Source organism: Verrucosispora sp. WMMD703 (assembly GCF_049178935.1).
Lineage (GTDB): Bacteria > Actinomycetota > Actinomycetes > Mycobacteriales > Micromonosporaceae > Micromonospora > Micromonospora sediminimaris.
In genome coordinates, this window is record NZ_JBMHMM010000004.1 from 1590148 (window position 1) to 1611054 (window position 20907).

A 20907-nucleotide genomic window follows, 5' to 3' on the forward strand; every position below is an offset into this window, starting at 1 on the left:
GCCGGGCGTGGCGGTGAGCCCACCGATCTGTCGCGGGCGGTCGTCTCAGGCTCGGGACCACTTCTGGTTGGGGGTGCCGGCGCAGTCCCACAGTTGCAGCCGGCCGCCGTTGTTCGGGTTGTTGTCGCGTACGTCGACGCAGCGGTTCGCGTTGAGGTTGACCAGGTCGCCCGCGGCGTTGAGGGTGAATCGTTGCGCCGGGTTGCCGTTGCAGGTGACGAGGTTGACCTCGGTGCCGTTGGCCGTCCCGGCCCAGGCCGGGTCCATGCACTTGCCCATCGCGCGGATGGTGCCGTCGGCGGCGAAGGTCCACGCCTGCGCGGCGGTGGTGTTGCAGTCCCAGACCTGCAGCGGCGCTCCGTCGACCGGGTTGGCGCCGGGGATGTCGATGCATCGGCCACTTTGCTGCCCCCGGATCCGGGTGGTGCCGGTGTTGCCGTCCGGCACGTGACCGTAGACCCGGACGTAGTCGACGAGCATCTGCTGCGGGAACTGGGTGCTGCCGTCGGGGTAGCCGGGCCAGTTACCGCCGACGGCCACGTTGAGGATCATGAAGAAGGGGTGGTCGAAGACCCAGCGGTTACCGCCGAGCCGGCTCGGGTCGACCCGGAAGAACTCCGACCCGTCGAGGTACCAGCGGATGATGTTCGGCTCCCAGTCCACCCGGTAGGTGTGGAAGGTGTCGGCAAGCGGCTGCCCGATGGTGCGGCTGCCGGTGATCCCGCCGCCGCCGGAGTAGCCGGGCCCGTGGATGGTGCCGTGCACGGTGTTCGGCTCCCGCCCGACGTTCTCCATGATGTCGATCTCGCCGGAGGCCGGCCAGCCGACGTCGCCGAAGTCCCGCCCGAGCATCCAGAACGCCGGCCAGATGCCCTGCCCACGGGGGATCTTGATGCGCGCCTCGAACCGGCCGTACGCCTGGCTGAAGGTGGCCGCGGTCAGCAGCCGGGCCGAGGTGTACTCACACCGGCCGTAGTGGCACTGGTAGTTGGCCGGATTCTCCCGGCGGGCGGTGATGACCAGGTTGCCCTGACCGTCGTGCACCGCGTTGCTGGTGCTGTTGGTGTAGTACTGCCGTTCGTTGTTGCCCCAGCCGTGGCCGCCGATGTCGAAGCGCCACTTGGACTGGTCGACCGGGGTGCCGGCCGGCGAGTTGAACTCGTCCTGCCAGGTGATCCCGCCGATCGCGGCGGCGGCTGGTGCGGACTGCACGGGTAGCAGGAGCGCGCTGGTGACGAGGGCCGCGCCCAGGGCGGCGGCTGCCCGCCGGAGGCTGCGGGAGATGGCGTACACGATCGGATCTCCTCGGGGGTGGAGGGACGGATGCGCTGGCGAGGCGCGTGGAGAGCGCTCTCCAAATCCGAGTCTGTCGATTTTGGAAGAATTAGTCAAGGTTGTTAACAACGATCATCGGCATAGTGGCCCTGCGCGTGTTCGTCAACCCGCGGTTGACGCAGGCCAATCGTCAACCTAAGGTTGACGCATGACTGAACCCGTGCAGATGAACAACCCGGTCCGGCTCGACGACCTGATCCAGGCCATCAAGCGGGCCCACTCCGACGCCCTTGATCAACTGACCGACGCGGTGATGGTGGCCGATCACATCGGTGACGTGGCCGACCATCTGATCGGCCACTTCGTGGACCAGGCCCGGCGCTCCGGAGCGTCCTGGACCGAGATCGGCCGCAGCATGGGGGTGAGCAAGCAGGCCGCCCAGAAGCGCTTCGTCGGCGCGGCGATGGACCCTCAGGAGGGCTTCCAGCGATTCACCCCGCGCGCCCGCAACGTGGTGATGGCCTCTCAGAACGAGGCGAAGGCCGCAGGTAACGCCGAGATCACCCCGGCGCACCTGGTGCTCGGCCTGCTGGCCGAACCGGAGGCGCTGGCCGCCAAGGCGCTGGCCGCCAGTGGTGTGTCGGTCGAAGCCGTGCGGGAGGCCGCCACGGCGGCGCTGCCGCCATCCTCGGACGAGGTCCCGGACCTGATTCCATACGACGCCGCCGGCAAGAAGGCGCTGGAGTTGACCTTCCGTGAGGCGCTGCGGCTCGGGCACAACTACATCGGCACCGAGCACATCCTGCTGGCCCTGCTGGAGCAGGAGAACGGCGAGGGTGTGCTCACCGGCCTCGGTGTGGACAAGGTCGCCATCGAGGCGAACATCGCGGCGGCCCTGGCCAAACTGCGGACGTTCGAATAGCCGATCAGGGCTCGACGGGGAAGCCGTACCGGGCGGCGTGCTCCGGGTCGGCCGGATCGATCTGGCGCAACCCGGCGTCGGCGAGGCGCTTGTTCACCTCGTCGAGCCGCTCGCGCACCAACCGGGACTCCTCCTCGGTGACCCGCCCCCGGTGCGGCCGGCCCGCGTGCTCGATCGTGCCGTAGTCGACCTTCTCGGCGCTGCGGCGGGCCTTCGGCGGGCGTACCCGCTCGGCGGTCTTCAGCAGCTGCGCCATCGGCACGTCGGTGGCCATCGCGTCGAACTCGCTCGCGGTCAGCACCACCCGACGTGGCTCGCCGTGGCCGTGCCGGTCGTGGATCTCGACCACCGCCACGTCCAGCGCCGCGTCGTCGATGCTCTCCACCTCCACCGGAGTGGCGTCCAGTTGCACGGGCCCGGCCACCAGGTCAGGGTGCTCGAGAACGACGATGCGAACGGCCTCGTCGTCGGCACCCAGCACCGTGCCGCTGAAGTCGGAGACGTGGATCGTCTTCTTGCCCATGGATGTGCCAGCTCCCGTCGTGACCGTCGAAGGACCAGCAGACGTTACCCGACAGGTGTGCGAAAGCGCGCGGTGGCTCGCCGCCTTACAGCCTGGTGTGTCAGTGCGGGTTCAGGTGGTGCCGAACGGGGCCGGCGGGCAGGCTGTTCAGCTCGCACCAGGAGAGCGTGCCGGGGCGGGTCCGGTGACCGCGGTACGCCGCCTGGGCCGGAAAGCGGCCGGTGAGCCGGTGGTTGCGCCAGGCGCGCTCGGGGTCCTGCTGATCACGGTCCTGCGGCTGTTTCTGCATGCCCCCACCGTTCCAAATAATGTTGTCCATGTATGGAAATGGATATGACGGTCGATAGATCGTTAAGGTTCCCCGGATCGGACCCACCTACGCCCCGAATCGACCGCGTCGTCGTACGGTGAGCGGCGTCGGCGGTGACGGACCGGGAGGCGTTGATGCTCGATCGGCGGCTGCACCTGCACCTGGCGACCTGGCTGGGACAGTGGCCGGCCGGCCCGGGCCTGCACGTGGTCGGGTCCGGGCGGCGCACCCGACCCGCGTGGGACGGTCGGCCGCGCCCCGCCATCGCGGTCCACGCCGGGGCCAGCGGCGTGCTCTCCGTGGCGCCCGATCGGATCGCGGCCGTTCGTGAGCTGGCGCGGCGCCCGGACGGTCTGCTGAGCGCGTTGCCGGCGGCGGTCGGCTATCCGGGTTGGGCGGTGCACGACGACGTGTTCCGGTGGAGTGTGGCGCCGACGGCACTGCCGGACGTCGGTGAGTGGGTGCCGCCCACCACCGCCGGCCTGCCCTCCTGGCTGCGGCTGTTCGACCGGTCGGTGCTCATCGTGCGCGACCAGCGGGGCCGCTACCTGGCCGGCGTCGGCATCAAACGGCATGACCGGCACGGACACGAGTTGGCGGTGGGCACCGTCCCGGCGGCTCGCGGACGCGGGCTGGCCCGGCGGCTGGTGGCCCAGGCTGCCCGCCGAGTGCTCGACGACGGCGCTGTCCCCACCTACCTGCACGACCGGCGCAACGGCGCGTCGGCGCGGGTGGCGGAGGCCGCTGGATTCCCCGACCGCGGCTGGCGGTCCTACGGCGTCTACCCGAACTGAACACCGACCGGCAGAGCGCGGACCGTGGATCCCGGGCCGGATCCACGGTCCGCAGCCTCCCCCCAGGTCCGCGTGAGGCTCAATGCCGATCACGCTACGTATGCAGAACCCGCTCGGCAAGTTGTCGCCGCCGTCTCGTTGCTGTCCAATTGCGGACTTGACCTGGGCAGAAGCGTGTTCTCCCGCTCAGCCCGCTCAGTGACGCAGGGTGTGAATCAGGCTGACGACCTGTTGCGTCACCGGCCGCAGCACGCGCAGTCGTGACAGCCTCACCAGTCGGTCGACGAGCGGCACCGCGCCGTCGATCAGTTGCCGGGTCCGGGCCTGTCCCGGCGAGCGGTCGTAGACCCAGAAGAGCACCACGCCCATGTAGGCGAGCCAGAGCAGCTCGGGCAGCTGGGGACGCAGCTCCGCGTCGACCTTGGCGGTGGAGCCGGCGAGCACGTCGGCGTAGAGGCCGATGGACGCCTCGCGGGGACCGGAGGACTCCGCGGAGAAGGGGCTCAGCGGGGAGGTCGGTTCCGCAGCGGTCTTGAAGAAGCTCGCGGCGAACTCGTGTGACGGGGTCAGCACGTCGATACCCGCGTGCAGCACCCCGGCCAGCCGGGCGGCGAAGTCGGATTCGCGTTCGAGCACCGGCTGGGCCGCCGTTCGATGCTCCGTCTGCGTCCGGGCGTAGAACTCCTGGATCAGGTGTTCCTTCGACTGGAAGTAGTAGTAGGCGTTGCCGACCGCGACGCCGGCCTCCGTCGCGATGGCGCGCATGGTGGTGCGGGCGTAACCGCGTTCGCGGAACAACCGCATCGCGGTCTCCAGGATCAGCTGCCGTGTCTGCTCGCCCCGGGCGGTCGCCGCCTCACCCGCAGCGGTCGTCGGCACAGTCTGGTCGGTCATTCCGGTCACCGTATCCCGCCGCACCGTCGGTCGGCTCCGGCGACGGTTCCCGGACCCGTTCGCGTACCGCCGACGCGGCGGCCACCACCCGTCGGGCCAGCGGCAGCAGGTGGGGGCGGGCGAGGCGCTGGGCCGTCTCCCGGTGGTCGGCCAGCGCCCACAGGCACGCGAACCAGGCACCGTCGCCCGCGTACACCTCGCCGGTGTCGGCGATCACCGTGAGGTCGCGCAGCGTGGCGTCGTGGTCCAGGCTCGGAAAGCGCAGCCGGGCAGCCGCCGACCCGGCCGGCACGAACTCCAGCGGTACGAGCTGCGGGCGCGACGACAGCCAGCCGCGCGCGGCCCGGCACAGTGGGCAGTGCGCGTCGTAGAGAACGGTGAGGCTGCGGAGGCCACCACCCCCGTGCGCGGTGGCATCCGGCAGCCCCACCATCCTGCCCCGGCCGGAGGTGGTCATCGGGCCGGCGGCGCGGCCGGAGCCGGCGGGTCGGCCTGGCCCTGCCCGGCCGGCGGGGCACCCTGTCCAGGTGCGCCCGGCCCGGGCGACACCGGTGGGTAGGCGTGCTGAACCGGCAGCCGGCCGACCGGGGCCAGTGGTGGGTGGGTGGCGAGCTGGCGCAGCCGGTTTCGCCGGTAGCGGCCCAGGGCGAAGACGTTGAAGAAGTGCAGCGCGCCGAGCACCAGCAGCACCAGACCGACCTTCAGCGAGAGTTCCTCCATGGCGACGCTCGTGGAGCCGACGGGCTCGGAGTGCCGCATCGCCACCGTGACGTAGCCGAGGTTGAGGAGATAGAAGCCGACCACGAGGAGGTTGTTCACCGCCCGCGCCAGGCGTTCGTCGGCGAACACCTCGTCGAGGAAGACCATGCCGTTGCGAGTGAGCGCCCGCGCCACCCAGACGGTCAGACCGATGCTGATCGTCAGGTAGACCAGGTACATCCAGACCTTGATGTCCATGCGTCGACCCAATCTTGAACGCGTTCAACTTGATGGACGTCAGCGTACGACATAAGTTGAACGCGTTCAAGATGGAGCGTCGGCTCAGCGGGCCAGGCCGAGCACCTCGGCGGCGGCGCGGCCGTTGGCGTGGCTCGCGCCGTACGTGGTGACGAAGGCCCGCACCGCGTCGGGCCGCCAGGTGGCCGGCCAGCCCATCTCGACCACTGCCACCGGATGCGTGGCGGCCAGCGCGTTGGCCAGCTCCGGGCCGCCGGGCAGCCGGTGCAGGTGGCGGGCGACCAGGACGACCGGCCGGTCACCGGCGCGCTGGCGCAGGTCGGCGGGGTCCGTCTCGGCGGCCACCACCCGGATCTGCTCGGTGCCGCCCAGGTGCGGGCCGAGCCCCCACGGCACCCGGCCCTCGGCGATGGTGGAGTCGGCGTGCAGCTGCACCACGAGCGACCGGTCCATTCCGGTCGGCACGCCCTCCACCCGCACGGCTCGGCGGGCTGCCGCGTACCCGAGGTCGGTGGGGGTGGCGGTGGTGCGGTGGGCGGTCCGGGTCCAGGCGGCGAGGTCCGCGCTGCGCCCGGCGGCCTGTTCGACGCGGGTTCGCTCCAGCCGACCGTCGCCGAGCGCGGCCACGATCTCGGCGGCGACCCGCTCGACCAGGTCGGCGTCGACCTTGGCCCCGATGCAGAGCAGATCGGCGCCGGCGGCGAGGGCGCGTACCGCGCCGGGGGCGATGCCGCCGGCGGCCAGGGTCGCGCCCTTCATCTCCAGCGCGTCGGTGACGATGACGCCGTCGAAGCCGTACTCGTGGCGCAGCAGGTCCACAAGCGCGGCCCGGCTGAACGTGGCGGGCCCGTCCCCGGTCAGCGCGGGTACCCGGATGTGCGCGGTCATCACCGCCTTCGTCCCGGCGGTGACCACCGCGGCGAACGGCGGCAGATCCCGCTGGCGCAGCAGGTCGGGTGCGGCGTCCACGGTGGGCAGTTCGTGGTGGGAGTCCGCCACGGTCGCCCCGTGGCCGGGGAAGTGCTTGGCGCAGGCCGCCACCCCGGCGGCCTGGAGCCCGGCGGTCGCGGCGGCGGCGTGCGCGGCGACGCTGACCGGGTCGGCGCCGAAGGACCGGGTGCCGATGATCGGGTTGTCGTCGACGGTGTTCACGTCGACCGTGGGCGCCAGGTCGAGGGTGATGCCCAGGCCGGCCAGCTCGGCGCCGATGGCCTGGTAGACCTGCCGGGTCAGCGCCACGTCGCCGACTGCGCCGAGCGCGGCGTTGCCCGGGTACGGGCTGCCGGTGGCGTGTGCCAGTCGGGTGACGTCGCCGCCCTCCTCGTCGATGGCGATCAGTACGTCGGACCGGCCGCTCCGCAACGCCGCGGTACTCGCCGACACCTGGGCCGGGCCGTGGACGTTGCTGCCGAACAGGGTGTGTCCGGCGAGCCCGTCGGCGACCAGGTCGACGGCCCACTCGGGCGGAACCGGCCCCGGGTACGCGGCCAGCAGGGTGCCCAACGCCAGCCGGCGCAGTCCTGGATCCTGCCCCACGTGCTCTCCTCTCGATGCCGGCCGGCGCGGATCTCGTACCGGGTCGGCGGAGGGTCGGGTTCCCGCGTGGCCGATACGCTACGGCTTACCCGTTCGCCTGTCGGTTCACAGTTCTACAGATCGTACAGTTAGCAAAGTTAACTAATACTTGAGGACAGATGGCATGAGTGCGACCCGGCTGCCCGGCACCCCACGTCTGTTGCGGGCCCTCAACGACCGCGCGGCGCTGGAACTGCTGCTGGAGCAGGGGCCACTGACCCGGGCCCGGATCGGCGAGCTGACCGGCCTCTCCAAGGTCACCGCCTCGCAACTGGTGGAGCGGCTGGAGGAACGCGGACTGGTCGCCCGCGTCGGCGAGCAGGCCGGCGGGCGAGGCCCGAACGCGCAGCTCTACGCCGTACGCCCCGGCAGCGCACACGTGGTCGGCGTCGACGTCGGTCCGGAGCGGGTGGTGGCCGCCTGCGCCGACATCACCGGTGCCGTCATCGGCCGGGTCGAGCAGTCCACCCAGGACACCGACGACCCGGTAGGCGTGGTGCACAACGCGGTCGTCCGGGTGGCCGGCAGCGCCGGGGCACAGCTGTCGAGCGTACGCCGGATCGTGCTCGGCACCCCCGGCCTGGTCGATCCGGGCACCGGCGACATCACCTTCGCGTACAACCTGCCCCGCTGGCACCGGGGTCTGCTCGCCGCGTTGCGGGACGACCTGGACACCCCGGTCGTCTTCGAGAACGACGTCAACCTGGCCGCGGTGGCCGAAGCGCAGTCCGGTGCGGCGCAGGGCTTGGCGGACTTCGTCCTGGTCTGGGTCGGTGCCGGCGTCGGTCTGGCGATCATGTTGGGCGGGCGGCTGCACCACGGCAGCAGCGGTGCGGCCGGTGAGATCGGCTACCTGCCGGTACCCGGCGCACCCATCCCGCGCGACGTTTCGCGCCGGGCGAAGCCGGCCTTCCAGCAGTTGGCCGGCGCCGACGCGATCCGCGCCCTGGCCCGGGAACACGGCTACCCCGACGTCGCCGCCGACGCGGTCCGGGCCGCGATCGCGGCCGGCACCTCGGGTGAGCCGATGCTCGACGAGGTGGCCCGCCGGCTCGCCCTCGGCGTGGCGAGCACCTGCGTGGTGCTCGACCCGCCGCTCGTGGTGCTCGCCGGGGAGGTGGGGCAGGCCGGCGGGGCGGCCCTGGCCGAGCGGGTGCAGCGCGAGGTCGCCGCGATCACCCTGGTGCGCCCCCGGGTGGTACCCACCGGTCTGACCGAGGAGCCGATCCTGCACGGTGCCCTCCGCACCGCCCTGGACGCCGTCCGCGACGAGGTCTTCGGCTCGACAGTCGGCTGACCCCACGCGGGGTCAGATCAGGTCGCGGCGTCGGAAGAGGGCGAAGGCGGCGGCGCTGAGGCCGGCGGTGAGCAGCAGCAGCAGCACCGCCAGCGCCGGCTGCCAGGTCAGCGTGTAGCTGCCGTCGCAGTAGCCGTCGGTGACGGTCCGGCAGGCGGTGCTGTCCCAGAATCTGACCTCGCCGGCCAGCCACGCGCCGACGTAGCTGGCGAGCATGAGCTGGTCGGGTCGGGCCACCTCGAGGATCTGCAACACGATCCGCCCACCCAGCTCCCACACCACCAGGTACGCGGCCACCGCGCCGAGCGCCGCCGCGGTGTGCCGCCCCATCGTCGCGATGGCGAAGCCGGTCGCCGCCGCGAGCAGCACCAGCGTCAAGCCACGACCCCAGATCGCGCCCAACTCGGCCCAGAAGGCCACGTTTGTCGGCCCGGGATAGCCGGCGACCTGCGCGATGACCCAGAAGGTGACGAGATAGGCGAGGGTGGCGAGCACCGACACCGTCAGCACCGCGCCGAGCAGCGTGCCGAGCTTGGCCCCGAGCACGGTCAGCCGGCGGGGTCGCCACAGCAGCAGGTTGACCACTCCGCCGGAGTTCAGGTCGGCACCGATGTACGAGGCGCCGACCAGGAACCCGAAGAGCACCAGGTACGCCACCAGGAAGTAGAGCAGCGGCTCGGCCTGCCGGGTGAAGGTGAACACCCCGGTCAGGTAGTCGGCGGCCACCGGCAACCGGTCCCGCAGCGCCGGATCCAGCTCGGAGCAGTCCGGCGGCAGGTAGAAACCTTCGTCGTCGGGGAGCGGCTCGCCCCGATCCCGGGCCAGACACCGCTCGTGCTGCAACTCCAGGCCGCGCAGGTTGGCGGCGGCCTGCCGCTGCGCCTCGGCCAGCTCGACGGCGGAGGGTTGGTGCGACCCGGCCAGCGTGGTCGCCGCGGTCACCCCGAACGCCAGCATCAGCAGCACGATCATCAGCTGGACGAAGCGGCGGGCGCCGAGCCGCTCCACCTCGGCACGGATCAGGTTCACGCGTCCACTCCCCGCATCCCGAGATCGATCTCCTGGTCGGCGGCCGGATCGCCGGGCGGTGCCGAGCCGTCCACCTGCCGGGGCACCCCCGGGTGCGCCGGGGTACCGGTCAGCTCCAGGAAGACGCTCTCCAGATCCGGCCGCAGCGGCGTCAGCTCGCGTACCCAGACCCCCTGCTCGCCCAGCATCCGGCTGACCGCGGTCGGATCCGGCACCCCACTGACCACCAGATGGTCGGGGTGCCCGGTGACGGTCAGCCCGGCGGCCAGCAACAGCTCCTCGGCCCGGGCCAGGTCGTCGGCGCGGACCAGGTGTTCGTTGTGGTCGAAGCCGGCGAGCACCTCCGCCACCGGGCCCGCCGCCACCCGCCGGCCCTGCGAGATGATCGTGACGTGGTCGCAGATCAGTTGGATCTCGGCCAGGATGTGGCTGGAGAGCAGCACCGTCACGCCGTTGGCGGCCAGCGCGCGTACGAGATCCCGCATCTCGCGGATGCCCGCCGGGTCGAGCCCGTTCGCCGGCTCGTCAAGTATCAGCAGCTCGGGTCGCTTGAGCAGGGCCGAGGCCACCGCCAGTCGCTGCTTCATGCCCAGCGAGTAGCCCTTGACCCGCTCGTCGCCCCGGTCGGCCAGCCCGACCTGCTCCAGCACCTCGTCGACCCGGGCGACCGGCACGCCGCCGGCGAGGGCGAGCAGCCGCAGCGTCCGGTAGCCGGTGAAGTTGCCGTAGAACTGGGGGCTCTCCACGATCGCCCCGACCCGGCCGGCGACCTGCGGCAACTGCTCCGGCGCGTTGGCGCGGAGCACCCGCATCCGCCCGTCGTCGGCGCGTACCAGCCCGAGCAGCGCGCGCAGGGTGGTCGTCTTTCCCGACCCGTTGGGCCCGAGGAAGCCGTGCACCTGGCCGGGCTCGACCAGCAGATCGAAGCCGTCGACCGCGACCCGTCGCCCGCGCCGCAGGCTGTGGAAGGTCTTCCGGAGACCTTCGATCTCGATGACCCCACTGGTCATGGGCGGTCCTCCGGGTGGGGTGAGCAACGACACGGCGCCTCACCCTACGGCGGCGACGCCCGCCCGTGGGGGCACCTCGGCGGTGCGTGGTTGGATGGACTGGTGACTGGTGACCTGATCCCTGGCGCCGCCGGCGCCGCACCCGCCCCCTCGCCCGTGGACGCGGATCTGGTGGTCAGCCTCGACGGCGTCGCCGTACGCCGGTCCGGCACCGCCCTGCTGCACGACGTCGACTGGCGGGTGGAACTGGACGAACGCTGGGTGGTGCTGGGGCCCAACGGTGCCGGCAAGACCACCCTGCTCAACATCGCCTCCGGACGCCTGCACCCGACCACCGGCACCGCGCACGTGCTGGGTGAGCGGATCGGCCGCACCGACGTCATGGAGTTGCGGACCCGGATCGGCCTGTCCACCGCCGCGCTGGCCGAGCGGTTGCCCGCTCAGGAGCGGGTCGTCGACGTGGTGATGACCGCCGCCTGGTCGGTGGTCGGCCGGTGGCGGGAGAGCTACGACCCGGCCGACGAGGCCCGCGCCCGGGCGTTGCTCGACCAACTGGGCGTCAGCGGGTTGGCCGAGCGGGCGTACGGCACCCTGTCGGAGGGGGAGCGCAAGCGGACCCAGATCGCCCGGGCGCTGATGACCGATCCGGAGCTGCTGCTGCTCGACGAGCCGGCGGCCGGGCTGGACCTGGGCGGCCGGGAGGACCTGGTCGCCCGCCTGGCCGACCTGGCGCACGATCCGGACGCTCCGGCGTTGGTGCTGGTCACCCACCACGTCGAGGAGATTCCCCCCGGTTTCACCCACGCGCTGCTGTTGCGTGACGGGGCCGTGATGGCGCAGGGGCTGCTGGACGACACCCTCACCGCCGACAATCTCACAAAGACCTTCGGGCTGCCGCTGCTCGTCGAGCGCAACGGCGACCGCTACACCGCCCGCGCCGCCTGAGGCGACGCCCGCCATCTCCGGGAGGTGCCCGTGCCACAGACCCGCGTCGTGGTGGTGGGCAGCGCCAACATGGACCTGGTCGCCACCGCCGAGGCGCTGCCCCGTCCGGGGGAGACCCGGCTCGGCACCGACTTCGTCACCGTGCCCGGCGGCAAGGGCGCCAACCAGGCCATCGCCGCCGCGAGAGCGGGTGCCGCAAGCGTCTTCCTGGGCGCGATCGGCTCGGACGCCTTCGGGGTGACCCTGCGCGCCCGGATCACCGCCGCCGGGGTCGACACCAGTCAGCTGCGCACCACTTACGGCGCATCCGGGGTGGCCCTGGTCATGGTCAACGCCGAGGGCGAGAACGCGATCCTGGTGACCCCGGGGGCCAACACGTCGCTGACCGACCTGACGGAGACCGAACTCGACGCCGTCCGCGACGCCGATGTGCTGGTCGCGCAGCTGGAGATCCCGGTGGAGACGGTGACCCAGGCGGCGGTTGCGGCCCGCGCCGCCGGGACCCGGGTGGTGCTCAACGCGGCACCGGCCGTGGGGCTTCCGCCGGAGTTGCTCGCCGCCGTGGACGTGCTGGTCGTCAACGAGAACGAGGCGCAGGCGTACACCGGACGGGGTCGGGAGGATCCGCAAGCGCTGCTCGACCTGGTGCCCCGGGCGGTGCTGACCCTCGGCGCTCAGGGCGCCTGGTACGGCGACCGGGACGGCGCGGCGGTGCACGTGCCGGCGGTCACTGTGGACACTGTCGATTCGACGGCCGCCGGCGACGCCTTCACCGGTGCGCTCGCGGTGGCCTGGGGTGAGGGACGCGACCTGGTGGACGCGGTGTGCTGGGCCTCGGCTGCCGGCGCCGCCTGCGTACGCCGGCTCGGTGCCAGCGTCTCGTTGCCGCACCGGGTCGAGATCGACCAGCTCTACGTACCCGCGCCCTGACCGGGTCAGCGCCGCTCGGCCGGGTCGGGCCGGCCCATCCGCCGCCCGTCCGGTACGCCGGTACGGAACGCGCGACGGTACGCCGACGGTGAGGTCCGCATCGCCCGGGTGAAGTGGTGACGGTAGGTCACCGGGGCGTCGAAGCCGACGGCCGTGGCGATCTGCCCGACCGGTGTGTCGGTCGTTTCGAGCAGCGCCAGGCTGGCCCGCACCCGTTGCTCGATCAGCCAGCGGATGGGGCTGGTGCCGGTGGCTCTCGCGAAATGCCGCAGGTAGGTGCGGGTCGACATGTGCGCCTGCCGGGCCAGCCGGGCCACCGTGAGCGGCTCTGTCAGGTGGGCCAGCGCCCAGTCGATGCTGCTGGCGATCCGGTCGTCGTCCGGGTCCGTCGCCACCGGCGCCTCGATGAACTGGGCCTGGCCGCCGTCACGGTGCGGCGGAATCACCAGCCGGCGGGCGACCGCGTTGGCCACGACCGAGCCGTGGTCCCGTCGCACCACGTGCACGCACAGGTCGAGGCCGGCGGCGCTGCCGGCGCTGGTGAGGATGTCCCCGTCGTCGAGATACAGCACGTCGGCGTCGACCGTGACCCGCGGGTACCGGCGGGCCAGCAGGTCGGCGTACCGCCAGTGGGTGGCGGCCCGTCGACCGTCGAGCAGCCCGGCACCGGCCAGCGCGAAGGCGCCTGAACAGATGGACAGCAGCCGGGCGTCGGCCCGGTGGGCCAGGCGTAGCGCCGCGACCAGTTCCGGCGACGGTGTGCCGTGCACGTCGGGCACGCCGGGAACGATGACGGTCGCGGCGGCGGCCAGCACGTCGAGGCCGTACGGGCTGTGCAGGCTGGCGCCGCCGAGCAACGGCACGGGGCCCGGTCGCTCGGCGCAGAGCCGCAGGTCGTACCAGGGCACGTCGAGCTCCGGCCGGGGCAGCCCGAAGACCTCCGTGACGATCCCGGTCTCGAAACCCGACATCCCCGGGTACGCGAGCACAGCCACGCTACGGTCACCCGGTCCCATGGCCGGATGTTAGCGGAGTACGGCGTTGTCGCCACTCGCTCCACCGGCCGGCATCGGTCGATGATCCAGGGCATGACCCGAGCTTTCGCCGTACCGGCTGCCGATCCGTCCACCGCTGTCGCCCACTTCCTCGCCCGACTGCGCTTCGAGACCGACGTCGCCGACGTGCACGCCGACCTCACCGTGGTCGTGCCCGACCTGGTCGTGGTCGACTCGCGCGGCGACGCGGCCTGGACGCAGGGCCACCTGCCCGGTGCCGTGCACCTGCCCACCGAACTGATCGCCGAGCGGGCCGCCGAGGCGGTGCCGCCCGGCGCGCGCGTGGTCACCTACTGCTGGGGGCCCGGCTGTGACGGTGCCACCCGGGCCGCGCTGGAGTTCGCCCGACTCGGCTACCCGGTCAAGGAGATGCGCGGCGGCTACGAGTACTGGGTCCGGGAGGGCCTGCCCGTGGTGACCGCCACGGGACCCACTCGCCGGCCGGTGGACGACCTGACCGCCCCACGAACCGCCGTCGCCTGCGACTGTTGACCGCCGGCCGACATCCGGCCTGGTCAGTCGGCGTCGTCGTTGAGCTTCTCGCCCCGTCTGCGCAGCATCGACAGGCCGGGGATGCCCGCCACCGCGAGCTTGAGGTCCCGGGTCACGTCGAGCAGGTCGTGCAGGTCCGGGCCGACCCGGTCCAGGGTGGCCAGGATGGGCAGGACGTCGGCGGTGAGGTGCTGCCGCAGCTTCGGCAACTCGTCGACCAGCCGGACCGCCGCGGTCACCTCCTCGTGGCTGAGCTGCTCGACGAAGTGGTTGGCCATCGGCGCAGCCCGCCGCAGCGCAGGTTCGTACGCCTTCAGCAGTTCGGCCGCGGTGGCGGCGGCCTCGGCCGCCGTACCCACGGTCTCGGCGGCTCGCCCGGCCACCGACCCCGCCGACTCCACGACGACGGCCGCTGCCGCGGCCACCTCGGTCGCGGTGTCCACGGCGGCGGTGGCGGCGGCACTGATCACCGCGACCTCGCGGACCGCCACCTCGGCGTCGGTGACCATCTGGTCGGTCCGGTCCAGGGTCTGCTCGACCCGGTCCACCACGCCGTTGATTCGGGCCAGCAGCGCCTCCACCTCGTCGAGCACCGCGAACGCGCGGGCCGGGATGGCGGCGAAGGAGGCGGCCTGGTCGAGGGCGGAACGGGTGAGCCCGAGGACCGCGGTCGGCCGGGGAAGGGGGAGTGCCATGGAATCAAGTGTGCGTCGGGCGGGCCACCACCGCCCGACGACGGCTGTCAACTGTCGCTCTGCTGCTCGACGGCGCGCTGCACCGCGCGGTAGATCTGGCCGAACCGCAGCGCGTCCGGGGTGCGCAGCACCAGCACCTCCTGCCGCCGGTACTGCACCCACAGCTCCAGCACCCGGTTGCCGCGCTCGTAGGAGCGGTCCAGCCAGCCGAGGGGAATCTCCAGGAACGGGACGAAAGCGAGCGGAACAATGACGCACGCGGCGAGCACGATCAGCGCCGGTAGCCACTCGCCCCGGTCCTGCGCGGACCAGGCCAGCGAGAGCACACAGATCAGCCCCACCAGTGGAGGCAGCGACAGCAGCAGGACCAGGACGCCCCTACCGATGACCCGCCCGCGTACGGCGAGGGTGGTGCGCCCCTTGGCGTGCCAGACGTAGGTGACCTCGGTGATCGGTATGACGTGCCCACCGGCCCGGATCGCCTCGGAGGTCACCTGCACCGCGTCGTCCCGGTAATAGAGCGCCATCATTAAGCTTAAGCACCGTTGGGCAACCTGGTGCTGTCGTGCGGTCGCTCAGCGTCGACGGGGTGGTATCGGTCGGCCGACCTCCATGGCGCGTTGCACGGCGCGGTAGATCTGCCCGAAGCGCAGCGCGTCCGGGGTGCGGAGCAACTGCACCGGGCGGCCCCGCCAGCGGATCCAGACCTCCCGCTGCCGGCTGCCCCGGGCGTAGGAACGGTCGAGGTGCTCGAAGAGGAAGTCGGCGACCGGCCCGACCGCCAGCCCGACCAGCACGGAGGCCCCGACGATCGCGATCGTGACGGTCGCCGAGCGGTCCAGCCGGATGGCCAGCGCGACTCCGGCGGCGGCGGCCACCAGTGGGGCGACCAGGGCGGCACCGATGGCACCCCGTCCGGCCAGCACTCGCCAGGAGCGGGTGCCGTGCTGGTGCCAGATCTCGCTGATCTCGGCCAGTGGGTAGACCCGGTCCTCGACGGTGACGGCGGCGGAGGTGACCCGCACCGACCGATCGTCGTAGTAGGTGACGGCGGGACGCCTCGCGTCCTGGCCGCGCGTCCGGCCCGGGTGCGGCGACGGCGGCGCGGCACGGCCAGCGCGCGGCTCGGGTTGGCGAGGGTTCATCGTGCGACTCCCGACTGACGGGGCTGGCACCAGACTACTTACCCCAACGAGGCGGGTCGTAAGGTTGGCACGCGACTTCGACGAGGAAGTGAGGCTCAGCGTGGGCGAGTTCGTGCGGCTGGAGACCCGGGACGGCATCGGCACCATCCGGCTGGAGCGGCCGCCAATGAACGCCCTCAACACCCAGGTGCAGGAGGAGTTGCGCGCCGCCGCCACCGCCGCGACCGCCGACCACGACGTCCGAGCGGTCATCGTGTACGGCGGGGAGAAGGTCTTCGCCGCCGGCGCGGACATCAAGGAGATGGCGGAGATGTCCTACGTGGACATGGCCGCGCGGGCCGCCGACCTGTCGAGCGCGCTCGGCGCGATCGCCCGGATCCCCAAGCCCGTCGTCGCCGCGATCACCGGCTACGCCCTCGGCGGCGGCTGCGAACTGGCGCTGGCCTGTGACTGGCGGGTGGTGGCCGAGGACGCCAAGCTCGGGCAGCCCGAGATCAAGCTCGGCATCATCCCCGGCGCGGGGGGCACCCAGCGGCTCGCCCGGCTGGTCGGACCGGCCCGCGCCAAGGATCTGATCATGTCGGGTCGGATGGTGGACGCGCAGGAGGCACTGCGGATCGGCCTGGCCGACCGGGTCGCCCCGGCGGCCGAGGTGTACGACACCGCAGTGGCGATGGTGCGGCCGTACCTCACCGGTCCGGTGCAGGCGCTGCGGGCGGCGAAGCTTGCCGTCGACGGCGGCCTGGACATGGATCTGAACTCAGGTCTGGCCTGGGAGAGCCAGCTCTTCGCGGCGCTGTTCGCCACCGACGACCGGCGCGAGGGGATGGCGGCCTTCGTGGCGAAGCGGAAGCCGGACTTCACCGGACGCTGAGCGCGTCGAGAATGGTTCACATTCCTTCTACCGGCCAGTAGCGTGTGACTCCGGTCAGGCGACGAGAAGGAGCGGGAATGACGGAGCGGATCGAAGGCCACGGCGGGGAACTCGCCCTCGCGGCGCTGCGCGCGTACGGGGTGCGGGAGATGTTCACCCTCTCCGGCGGGCACGTGTTCCCGCTCTACGATGCCGCGCACAAGACCGATTTCCCGATCTACGACGTGCGGCACGAGCAGTCCGCCGTCTTCGCCGCCGAGGCGGTGGCGAAGCTCCAGCGCCGCCCCGGGCTGGCCGTGCTCACCGCCGGCCCCGGTGTGACAAATGGCATCTCCGGTCTGACCAGTGCTTTCTTCAACGCCTCGCCGGTGCTCGTGCTGGGCGGCCGGGCACCCCAGTTCCGCTGGGGCTCGGGCAGCCTCCAGGAGATGGACCACCTTCCGCTGGTCGCTCCGGTCACCAAGCACGCGGAGACGGTGTTCAGCGCGGACGACATCCCCCGGGCGGTGGCCGCCGCGCTGACCACCGCCCTCACCCCGCACCGGGGGCCGGTGTTCCTCGACTTCCCGCTGGAGGCGGTCTTCTCGGTCGGCGACGCGGAGCTGCCGGCCGGGCCGCAGCTCAGCCCGCTCGAAGCCGACCCCGACGAGGTGGCCCGCGCCGCCGCGCTGATCGCCGGCGCGGCCCGTCCGGTGATCATCGCCGGGTCGGACGTCTGGACCGGTGACGCCGTCGACGAGCTGCGTGCCGCGGCCGAGGCGCTCACCGTGCCGGTCTTCACCAACGGCATGGGTCGGGGCGCCCTGCCGCCGGAGCACCCGCTGGCCTTCGCCAAGGCCCGTCGGGTTGCCCTGTCCAACGCCGACGTGGTCGTGGTGATCGGCACCCCGTTGGACTTCCGGCTCTCCTTCGGCGACTTCGGCGAGGCTCAGGTGGTGCACATCGTTGACGCGCCCAGCCAGCGCGCCGGTCACGTACAGCCCGCCGTCGCCCCCGCCGGTGACCTGCGCGGCATCCTCACCGCCCTGGCCGAGCACCCGGGCGACCGCGTCGATCACGACGACTGGGTCGCCCAGTTGCGGACGGCGGAAGACGCCGCCAAGGCCCGTGACGCCGAGGAGATGGCGGCCGAGACCGACCCGATCCGTCCGGCCCGGATCTACGGCGAGCTGCGCAAGGTGCTCGCCCGCGACGCGGTCACCATCGGCGACGGCGGCGACTTCGTCTCGTACGCGGGGCGGTACCTGGAGCCGGCCCAGCCCGGCACCTGGCTCGACCCCGGCCCGTACGGCTGCCTCGGCACCGGCATGGGCTACGCGATGGGCGCCCGGGTCACCCACCCGGACCGGCAGGTCTGCGTGCTGATGGGCGACGGGGCGGCCGGCTTCTCGCTGATGGACGTGGAGTCGCTGGCCCGGCAGAAACTGCCGGTGGTCATCGTGGTCGGCAACAACGGCATCTGGGGCCTGGAGAAGCACCCGATGCGGGCCATGTACGGCTACGACGTGGCCGCCGACCTCCAGCCGGAGCTGCGCTACGACCAGGTGGTCGGCGCGCTGGGCGGGGCGGGCGAGACGGTCGCCAAGGCCGCCGAGCTGGGGCCGGCCCTGCAGCGGGCCTTCGACGCCGGGGTGCCGTACCTGGTCAACGTGCTCACCGATCCGGCCGACGCGTACCCCCGCTCCTCGAACCTGGCCTGAACCCGCAGGATCCCGCCCCGGCCGTCACACCTCGGGGCGGGGTTCCTCGCGCGGTGGCTCGCCCTCGCGTTTGCGCAGGTCGTCCTCGCGTTTGCGGAGGTCCTCCTCCCAACGGCGGAAGAGTTCCTGGTCCTCCCGGCGCGAGCGCTCCTCGATGGTGCGGAGGAACTCCGGGTCGTCGTCCGGGGCGAGCGGCCGGGGACGCTCGGCCGGGCGCGCGCCCGGAGCCCAGGACATCGACCCGCCGACGGCCTTGCGCTCCCGCCCGGCGACGAACCAGGCGATCGAGCCGACCAGCGGAAAGAAGAGGATGATCAGCAGCCAGGCGATCCGCGGGAGGTGGCGGATGCCGTCCTCCTCGGCGGAGAGGCAGCTGATCAGGGCACAGACGGCGAGGACGACCTGCACCAGGAAGAGGAGGATGTACAGCCGGGCCATGTAACCATCATTACCTACCGCGCGCAGCGGTCACAGCCCGCGCAGCACCAGCAGCGCTCCGAGGAGCGCAAATCCGGCGGCGGCCAGCCCCACCAGGGCGAGTGGTCGACCGTCGGTACGGGGTACGCCGCTGCCGGTGGCCCGCCGCCAACAGAGCGTGACGATCACACCCCAGCCGACGATGGTCAGCGCCGCCGCCCCGGCCCCGCCCGGGCCGCCGGTGAGCGCGAGCCGGACCGTCAGCAGCGCCACCACGGTCAGCGTGAGCAGGGTGCGCCGCCAGGCGAGCCGGGTGCGTTCGGGTTGCAGCCCCGGGTCGCGAACCGTGCTCATCCGCTGATCGCGCCGGCCAGCACCGCCACCACCAGCGACAGCGCGCCGAGGCCGACGGTCAGGGCGAGGACGGCCGGGAAGCGGGACGCGGGCAACTCCTCGCCGAGCCGGATGGCCCGTTCGGTGCGGGCCCAGTGGTCGACGGCCCGGATCGCGACCACGCCGCCGAGCAGCAGCAACGCCACGGCGATCGCCTCGCGCAGGTGGACCAGGGACAGGGTCGGCAGGAACTGCGCGGCGGCGAGTCCGCCGGCGATCAACGCCAGTCCGGTACGTAGCCAGGCCAGGAACGTGCGTTCGTTGGCCAGGGAGAAGCGGTAGTCGGGGGTGCTACCCACCGACCGCATCTCCTGCGGATCGAACCAGTTCCTGATCATCTGCCACACGGTGGTGATTATCCGGTTTCCTGCGGGAATAGGTTGGGGGCATGACGGATCTTGACGCGACCACCCTGCGGGCGGCGTACGACACCCAGCTGCGGCCGGATCTACCCGACCCGGTGCCCGACGGCGTCGTGGTGGAGACCGACGGTCCGTTGTTCCGGGTGCGGGGCCTGGACCAGCGGGGCATGGTGACCTACCGCGACCTCGGTGGGCTGGCCGGCGTCGCGCTCGACGAGCTGATCGCCCGGCAGGTTGTGGTGTTCCGCGAGCGGGGTGAGCCGGTCGAGTGGAAGCTGCACGGTCATGACGAGCCGGCCGACCTGCCGCAGCGGTTGCGCGCCGCCGGCTTTGTGCCGGAGGAGCAGGAGACCGTGGTGGTCGGCCCGGTCGCTCCGCTGGCCTCCGCGCTGCCGGTGACGCCCGAGGGCGTACGCCTGCGGGAGGTGACCGGGCGCGCGGACCTGGACCGGATCGCGGAGCTGAAGTCGCAGGTGTGGGGGCGTGACCTGTCCGGACTGGCCGACGCGCTGGCGCGGGAGATCGGCACCGATCCGCAGGCGGTCACGGTCGTGGTGGCCGAGGCGGGCGAGATGATGGTCAGCGCCGGTTGGGTGCGGTACCCGGCCGACAGCACGTTCGCCACACTCTGGGGCGGCTCGACGCTGCCGCAGTGGCGACGCAAGGGCATCTACCGTGCGTTGGTCACCTACCGGGCGCGGCTGGCCGGGGCGCGTGGCCGGACGTTGGTGCAGGTCGACGCGTCGGACGAGAGTCGCCCGGTGTTGGAGCGGCTCGGGCTTGTCCCGGTCACCACCACCACGCCCTACGTCTACACTCCGTGATCATGAGCCAGCGGCTGACGGACGACGAGAAGATGACCCTGAAGACGGGTGCCTTCGGTGCGGTGCTCATGGTCTCGAACGCCGACCCGGGAGTGATCGCGCTGTTCCGGGAGAGCTTCGCGGCCTCCGGGGCGATGGCCGACGCCAGTGGCGTGGTGAAGGAGGCGTTGACCAGCGGGCCGCTGCCGAAACTGCCGCGCGATTCGGCGCTGGAGGTGGAGTCGGTGGTGCTGCCGGCGCTGCGCCGGGGCGTCGAGATCCTGGCCGAGAAGGTCCCGCAGGACGTCCCGGTCTACCGCGCGGTGGTGCTGGCCGCAGCCGATCGCACGGCCCGCGCCCACGACGGCGTGAGTCCGGCCGAGGCCGAGGTGATCGAACGCATCAGGGGCGTGCTGGGCGCAGATGCTACTGACAGGTAACATGACGCCGTGGGCAACCGCACAACAGCCCATGGTTGACCGGACGGCACCGCACGCGCGAGGCTGCGCC

General features: G+C 72.2%; 26 protein-coding genes. 10 read left to right on the forward strand and 16 right to left on the reverse strand.

The window, feature by feature from the left end:
• Positions 1 to 45: 45 nt before the first annotated feature.
• On the reverse strand, positions 46 to 1293 hold the full coding sequence (locus tag ACN26Z_RS07915) for a ricin-type beta-trefoil lectin domain protein (RefSeq protein ID WP_282239775.1): 1248 nt from the start codon (positions 1291 to 1293) through the stop codon (positions 46 to 48).
• Positions 1294 to 1483: 190 nt separating this feature from the next.
• Here ACN26Z_RS07915 and ACN26Z_RS07920 point away from each other — a divergent pair, with 190 nt between their 5' ends.
• On the forward strand, positions 1484 to 2197 hold the full coding sequence (locus ACN26Z_RS07920; RefSeq protein ID WP_421460523.1) for a Clp protease N-terminal domain-containing protein: 714 nt from the start codon (positions 1484 to 1486) through the stop codon (positions 2195 to 2197).
• A 4-nt stretch (positions 2198 to 2201) separates the two neighbouring features.
• On the opposite strand, the gene ACN26Z_RS07925 is transcribed toward ACN26Z_RS07920, so the two are convergent.
• Positions 2202 to 2720: a hypothetical protein gene (locus tag ACN26Z_RS07925; RefSeq protein WP_282239773.1), complete on the reverse strand. Its 519-nt coding sequence runs from the start codon at positions 2718 to 2720 to the stop codon at positions 2202 to 2204.
• Between the two features lie 100 nt (positions 2721 to 2820).
• On the reverse strand, positions 2821 to 3009 hold the full coding sequence (locus ACN26Z_RS07930) for a hypothetical protein (protein WP_093401819.1): 189 nt from the start codon (positions 3007 to 3009) through the stop codon (positions 2821 to 2823).
• A gap of 155 nt (positions 3010 to 3164) precedes the next feature.
• Between ACN26Z_RS07930 and ACN26Z_RS07935 the strand changes: the two genes are divergently transcribed.
• Positions 3165 to 3824: a GNAT family N-acetyltransferase gene (locus ACN26Z_RS07935; RefSeq protein ID WP_282240595.1), complete on the forward strand. Its 660-nt coding sequence runs from the start codon at positions 3165 to 3167 to the stop codon at positions 3822 to 3824.
• Between the two features lie 195 nt (positions 3825 to 4019).
• Here the strand turns inward: ACN26Z_RS07935 and ACN26Z_RS07940 are convergent, their stop codons facing one another.
• From ACN26Z_RS07940 to ACN26Z_RS07955, 4 genes are all read right to left on the reverse strand, one after another.
• Entirely contained in the window at positions 4020 to 4718 is a 699-nt protein-coding gene (locus ACN26Z_RS07940) for a TetR/AcrR family transcriptional regulator (protein ID WP_282239772.1), read from the reverse strand.
• Positions 4681 to 5175: a thiol-disulfide oxidoreductase DCC family protein gene (locus ACN26Z_RS07945; RefSeq protein WP_093401817.1), complete on the reverse strand. Its 495-nt coding sequence runs from the start codon at positions 5173 to 5175 to the stop codon at positions 4681 to 4683. The genes ACN26Z_RS07940 and ACN26Z_RS07945 overlap by 38 nt, the downstream gene beginning before the upstream one ends.
• Positions 5172 to 5675, reverse strand: coding sequence for a hypothetical protein (locus ACN26Z_RS07950; protein ID WP_421460525.1), 504 nt, complete (start codon positions 5673 to 5675; stop codon positions 5172 to 5174). Before ACN26Z_RS07950 ends, ACN26Z_RS07945 begins: the two co-directional genes overlap by 4 nt.
• 84 nt (positions 5676 to 5759) lie before the next feature.
• Positions 5760 to 7211 (reverse strand): glycoside hydrolase family 3 N-terminal domain-containing protein, encoded by a 1452-nt coding sequence (locus ACN26Z_RS07955; protein ID WP_421460526.1) that lies wholly within the window; start codon positions 7209 to 7211, stop codon positions 5760 to 5762.
• 163 nt (positions 7212 to 7374) lie between these two features.
• Here ACN26Z_RS07955 and ACN26Z_RS07960 point away from each other — a divergent pair, with 163 nt between their 5' ends.
• On the forward strand, positions 7375 to 8547 hold the full coding sequence (locus ACN26Z_RS07960) for an ROK family transcriptional regulator (RefSeq protein ID WP_093401814.1): 1173 nt from the start codon (positions 7375 to 7377) through the stop codon (positions 8545 to 8547).
• Positions 8548 to 8559: 12 nt separating this feature from the next.
• Here the strand turns inward: ACN26Z_RS07960 and ACN26Z_RS07965 are convergent, their stop codons facing one another.
• Positions 8560 to 9576 carry an ABC transporter permease subunit gene (locus tag ACN26Z_RS07965; RefSeq protein ID WP_421460528.1) on the reverse strand — a complete coding sequence of 339 codons (1017 nt, stop codon included), beginning with the start codon at positions 9574 to 9576 and terminating at the stop codon, positions 8560 to 8562.
• A complete protein-coding gene (locus ACN26Z_RS07970; protein WP_421460529.1) occupies positions 9573 to 10586 on the reverse strand; it encodes an ABC transporter ATP-binding protein in 1014 nt (337 codons plus the stop codon). The genes ACN26Z_RS07965 and ACN26Z_RS07970 overlap by 4 nt, the downstream gene beginning before the upstream one ends.
• 102 nt (positions 10587 to 10688) lie before the next feature.
• Between ACN26Z_RS07970 and ACN26Z_RS07975 the strand changes: the two genes are divergently transcribed.
• Positions 10689 to 11531 carry an ABC transporter ATP-binding protein gene (locus tag ACN26Z_RS07975; RefSeq protein WP_421460530.1) on the forward strand — a complete coding sequence of 281 codons (843 nt, stop codon included), beginning with the start codon at positions 10689 to 10691 and terminating at the stop codon, positions 11529 to 11531.
• Positions 11532 to 11561: 30 nt separating this feature from the next.
• A complete protein-coding gene (locus tag ACN26Z_RS07980; protein WP_282239766.1) occupies positions 11562 to 12461 on the forward strand; it encodes a ribokinase in 900 nt (299 codons plus the stop codon).
• A gap of 5 nt (positions 12462 to 12466) precedes the next feature.
• Here the strand turns inward: ACN26Z_RS07980 and ACN26Z_RS07985 are convergent, their stop codons facing one another.
• Positions 12467 to 13477 carry a helix-turn-helix domain-containing protein gene (locus ACN26Z_RS07985; RefSeq protein WP_282239765.1) on the reverse strand — a complete coding sequence of 337 codons (1011 nt, stop codon included), beginning with the start codon at positions 13475 to 13477 and terminating at the stop codon, positions 12467 to 12469.
• Between the two features lie 72 nt (positions 13478 to 13549).
• On the opposite strand from ACN26Z_RS07985, the gene ACN26Z_RS07990 reads away from it, so the two are divergent.
• Positions 13550 to 14008, forward strand: a complete 459-nt coding sequence (locus ACN26Z_RS07990) for a rhodanese-like domain-containing protein (protein WP_421460531.1) — start codon at positions 13550 to 13552, stop codon at positions 14006 to 14008.
• 23 nt (positions 14009 to 14031) lie between these two features.
• Here ACN26Z_RS07990 and ACN26Z_RS07995 read toward each other — a convergent pair whose 3' ends face one another.
• From ACN26Z_RS07995 to ACN26Z_RS08005, 3 genes are read right to left on the reverse strand one after another with little or no spacing between them, the layout of a single operon-like run.
• Entirely contained in the window at positions 14032 to 14703 is a 672-nt protein-coding gene (locus ACN26Z_RS07995; protein WP_282239763.1) for a hypothetical protein, read from the reverse strand.
• A gap of 47 nt (positions 14704 to 14750) precedes the next feature.
• Positions 14751 to 15230, reverse strand: coding sequence for a DUF6232 family protein (locus ACN26Z_RS08000; RefSeq protein WP_282240594.1), 480 nt, complete (start codon positions 15228 to 15230; stop codon positions 14751 to 14753).
• 48 nt (positions 15231 to 15278) lie between these two features.
• Entirely contained in the window at positions 15279 to 15848 is a 570-nt protein-coding gene (locus ACN26Z_RS08005; protein ID WP_282239762.1) for a DUF6232 family protein, read from the reverse strand.
• 100 nt (positions 15849 to 15948) lie between these two features.
• Here ACN26Z_RS08005 and ACN26Z_RS08010 point away from each other — a divergent pair, with 100 nt between their 5' ends.
• Together ACN26Z_RS08010 and ACN26Z_RS08015 are read left to right on the forward strand one after the other, a co-directional pair.
• On the forward strand, positions 15949 to 16722 hold the full coding sequence (locus ACN26Z_RS08010; RefSeq protein ID WP_421460532.1) for an enoyl-CoA hydratase-related protein: 774 nt from the start codon (positions 15949 to 15951) through the stop codon (positions 16720 to 16722).
• Positions 16723 to 16799: 77 nt separating this feature from the next.
• Positions 16800 to 18422: an acetolactate synthase gene (locus tag ACN26Z_RS08015; protein WP_282239760.1), complete on the forward strand. Its 1623-nt coding sequence runs from the start codon at positions 16800 to 16802 to the stop codon at positions 18420 to 18422.
• A gap of 24 nt (positions 18423 to 18446) precedes the next feature.
• Here the strand turns inward: ACN26Z_RS08015 and ACN26Z_RS08020 are convergent, their stop codons facing one another.
• The 3 genes from ACN26Z_RS08020 to ACN26Z_RS08030 are packed head-to-tail and all read right to left on the reverse strand — an operon-like array spanning position 18447 to position 19570.
• The gene (locus ACN26Z_RS08020) at positions 18447 to 18860 is read right to left on the reverse strand and encodes a PLD nuclease N-terminal domain-containing protein (protein ID WP_282239759.1); all 414 of its coding nucleotides are present in this window, start codon (positions 18858 to 18860) and stop codon (positions 18447 to 18449) included.
• Positions 18861 to 18890: 30 nt separating this feature from the next.
• A complete protein-coding gene (locus ACN26Z_RS08025) occupies positions 18891 to 19193 on the reverse strand; it encodes a DUF202 domain-containing protein (protein ID WP_093401803.1) in 303 nt (100 codons plus the stop codon).
• Entirely contained in the window at positions 19190 to 19570 is a 381-nt protein-coding gene (locus ACN26Z_RS08030; protein WP_170863290.1) for a YidH family protein, read from the reverse strand. The genes ACN26Z_RS08025 and ACN26Z_RS08030 overlap by 4 nt, the downstream gene beginning before the upstream one ends.
• Positions 19571 to 19620: 50 nt before the next feature.
• Between ACN26Z_RS08030 and ACN26Z_RS08035 the strand changes: the two genes are divergently transcribed.
• Positions 19621 to 20418 (forward strand): GNAT family N-acetyltransferase, encoded by a 798-nt coding sequence (locus ACN26Z_RS08035; protein WP_421460534.1) that lies wholly within the window; start codon positions 19621 to 19623, stop codon positions 20416 to 20418.
• Positions 20415 to 20837 (forward strand): hypothetical protein, encoded by a 423-nt coding sequence (locus ACN26Z_RS08040; protein ID WP_373870731.1) that lies wholly within the window; start codon positions 20415 to 20417, stop codon positions 20835 to 20837. The genes ACN26Z_RS08035 and ACN26Z_RS08040 overlap by 4 nt, the downstream gene beginning before the upstream one ends.
• The last annotated feature ends 70 nt before the right edge of the window (positions 20838 to 20907 follow it).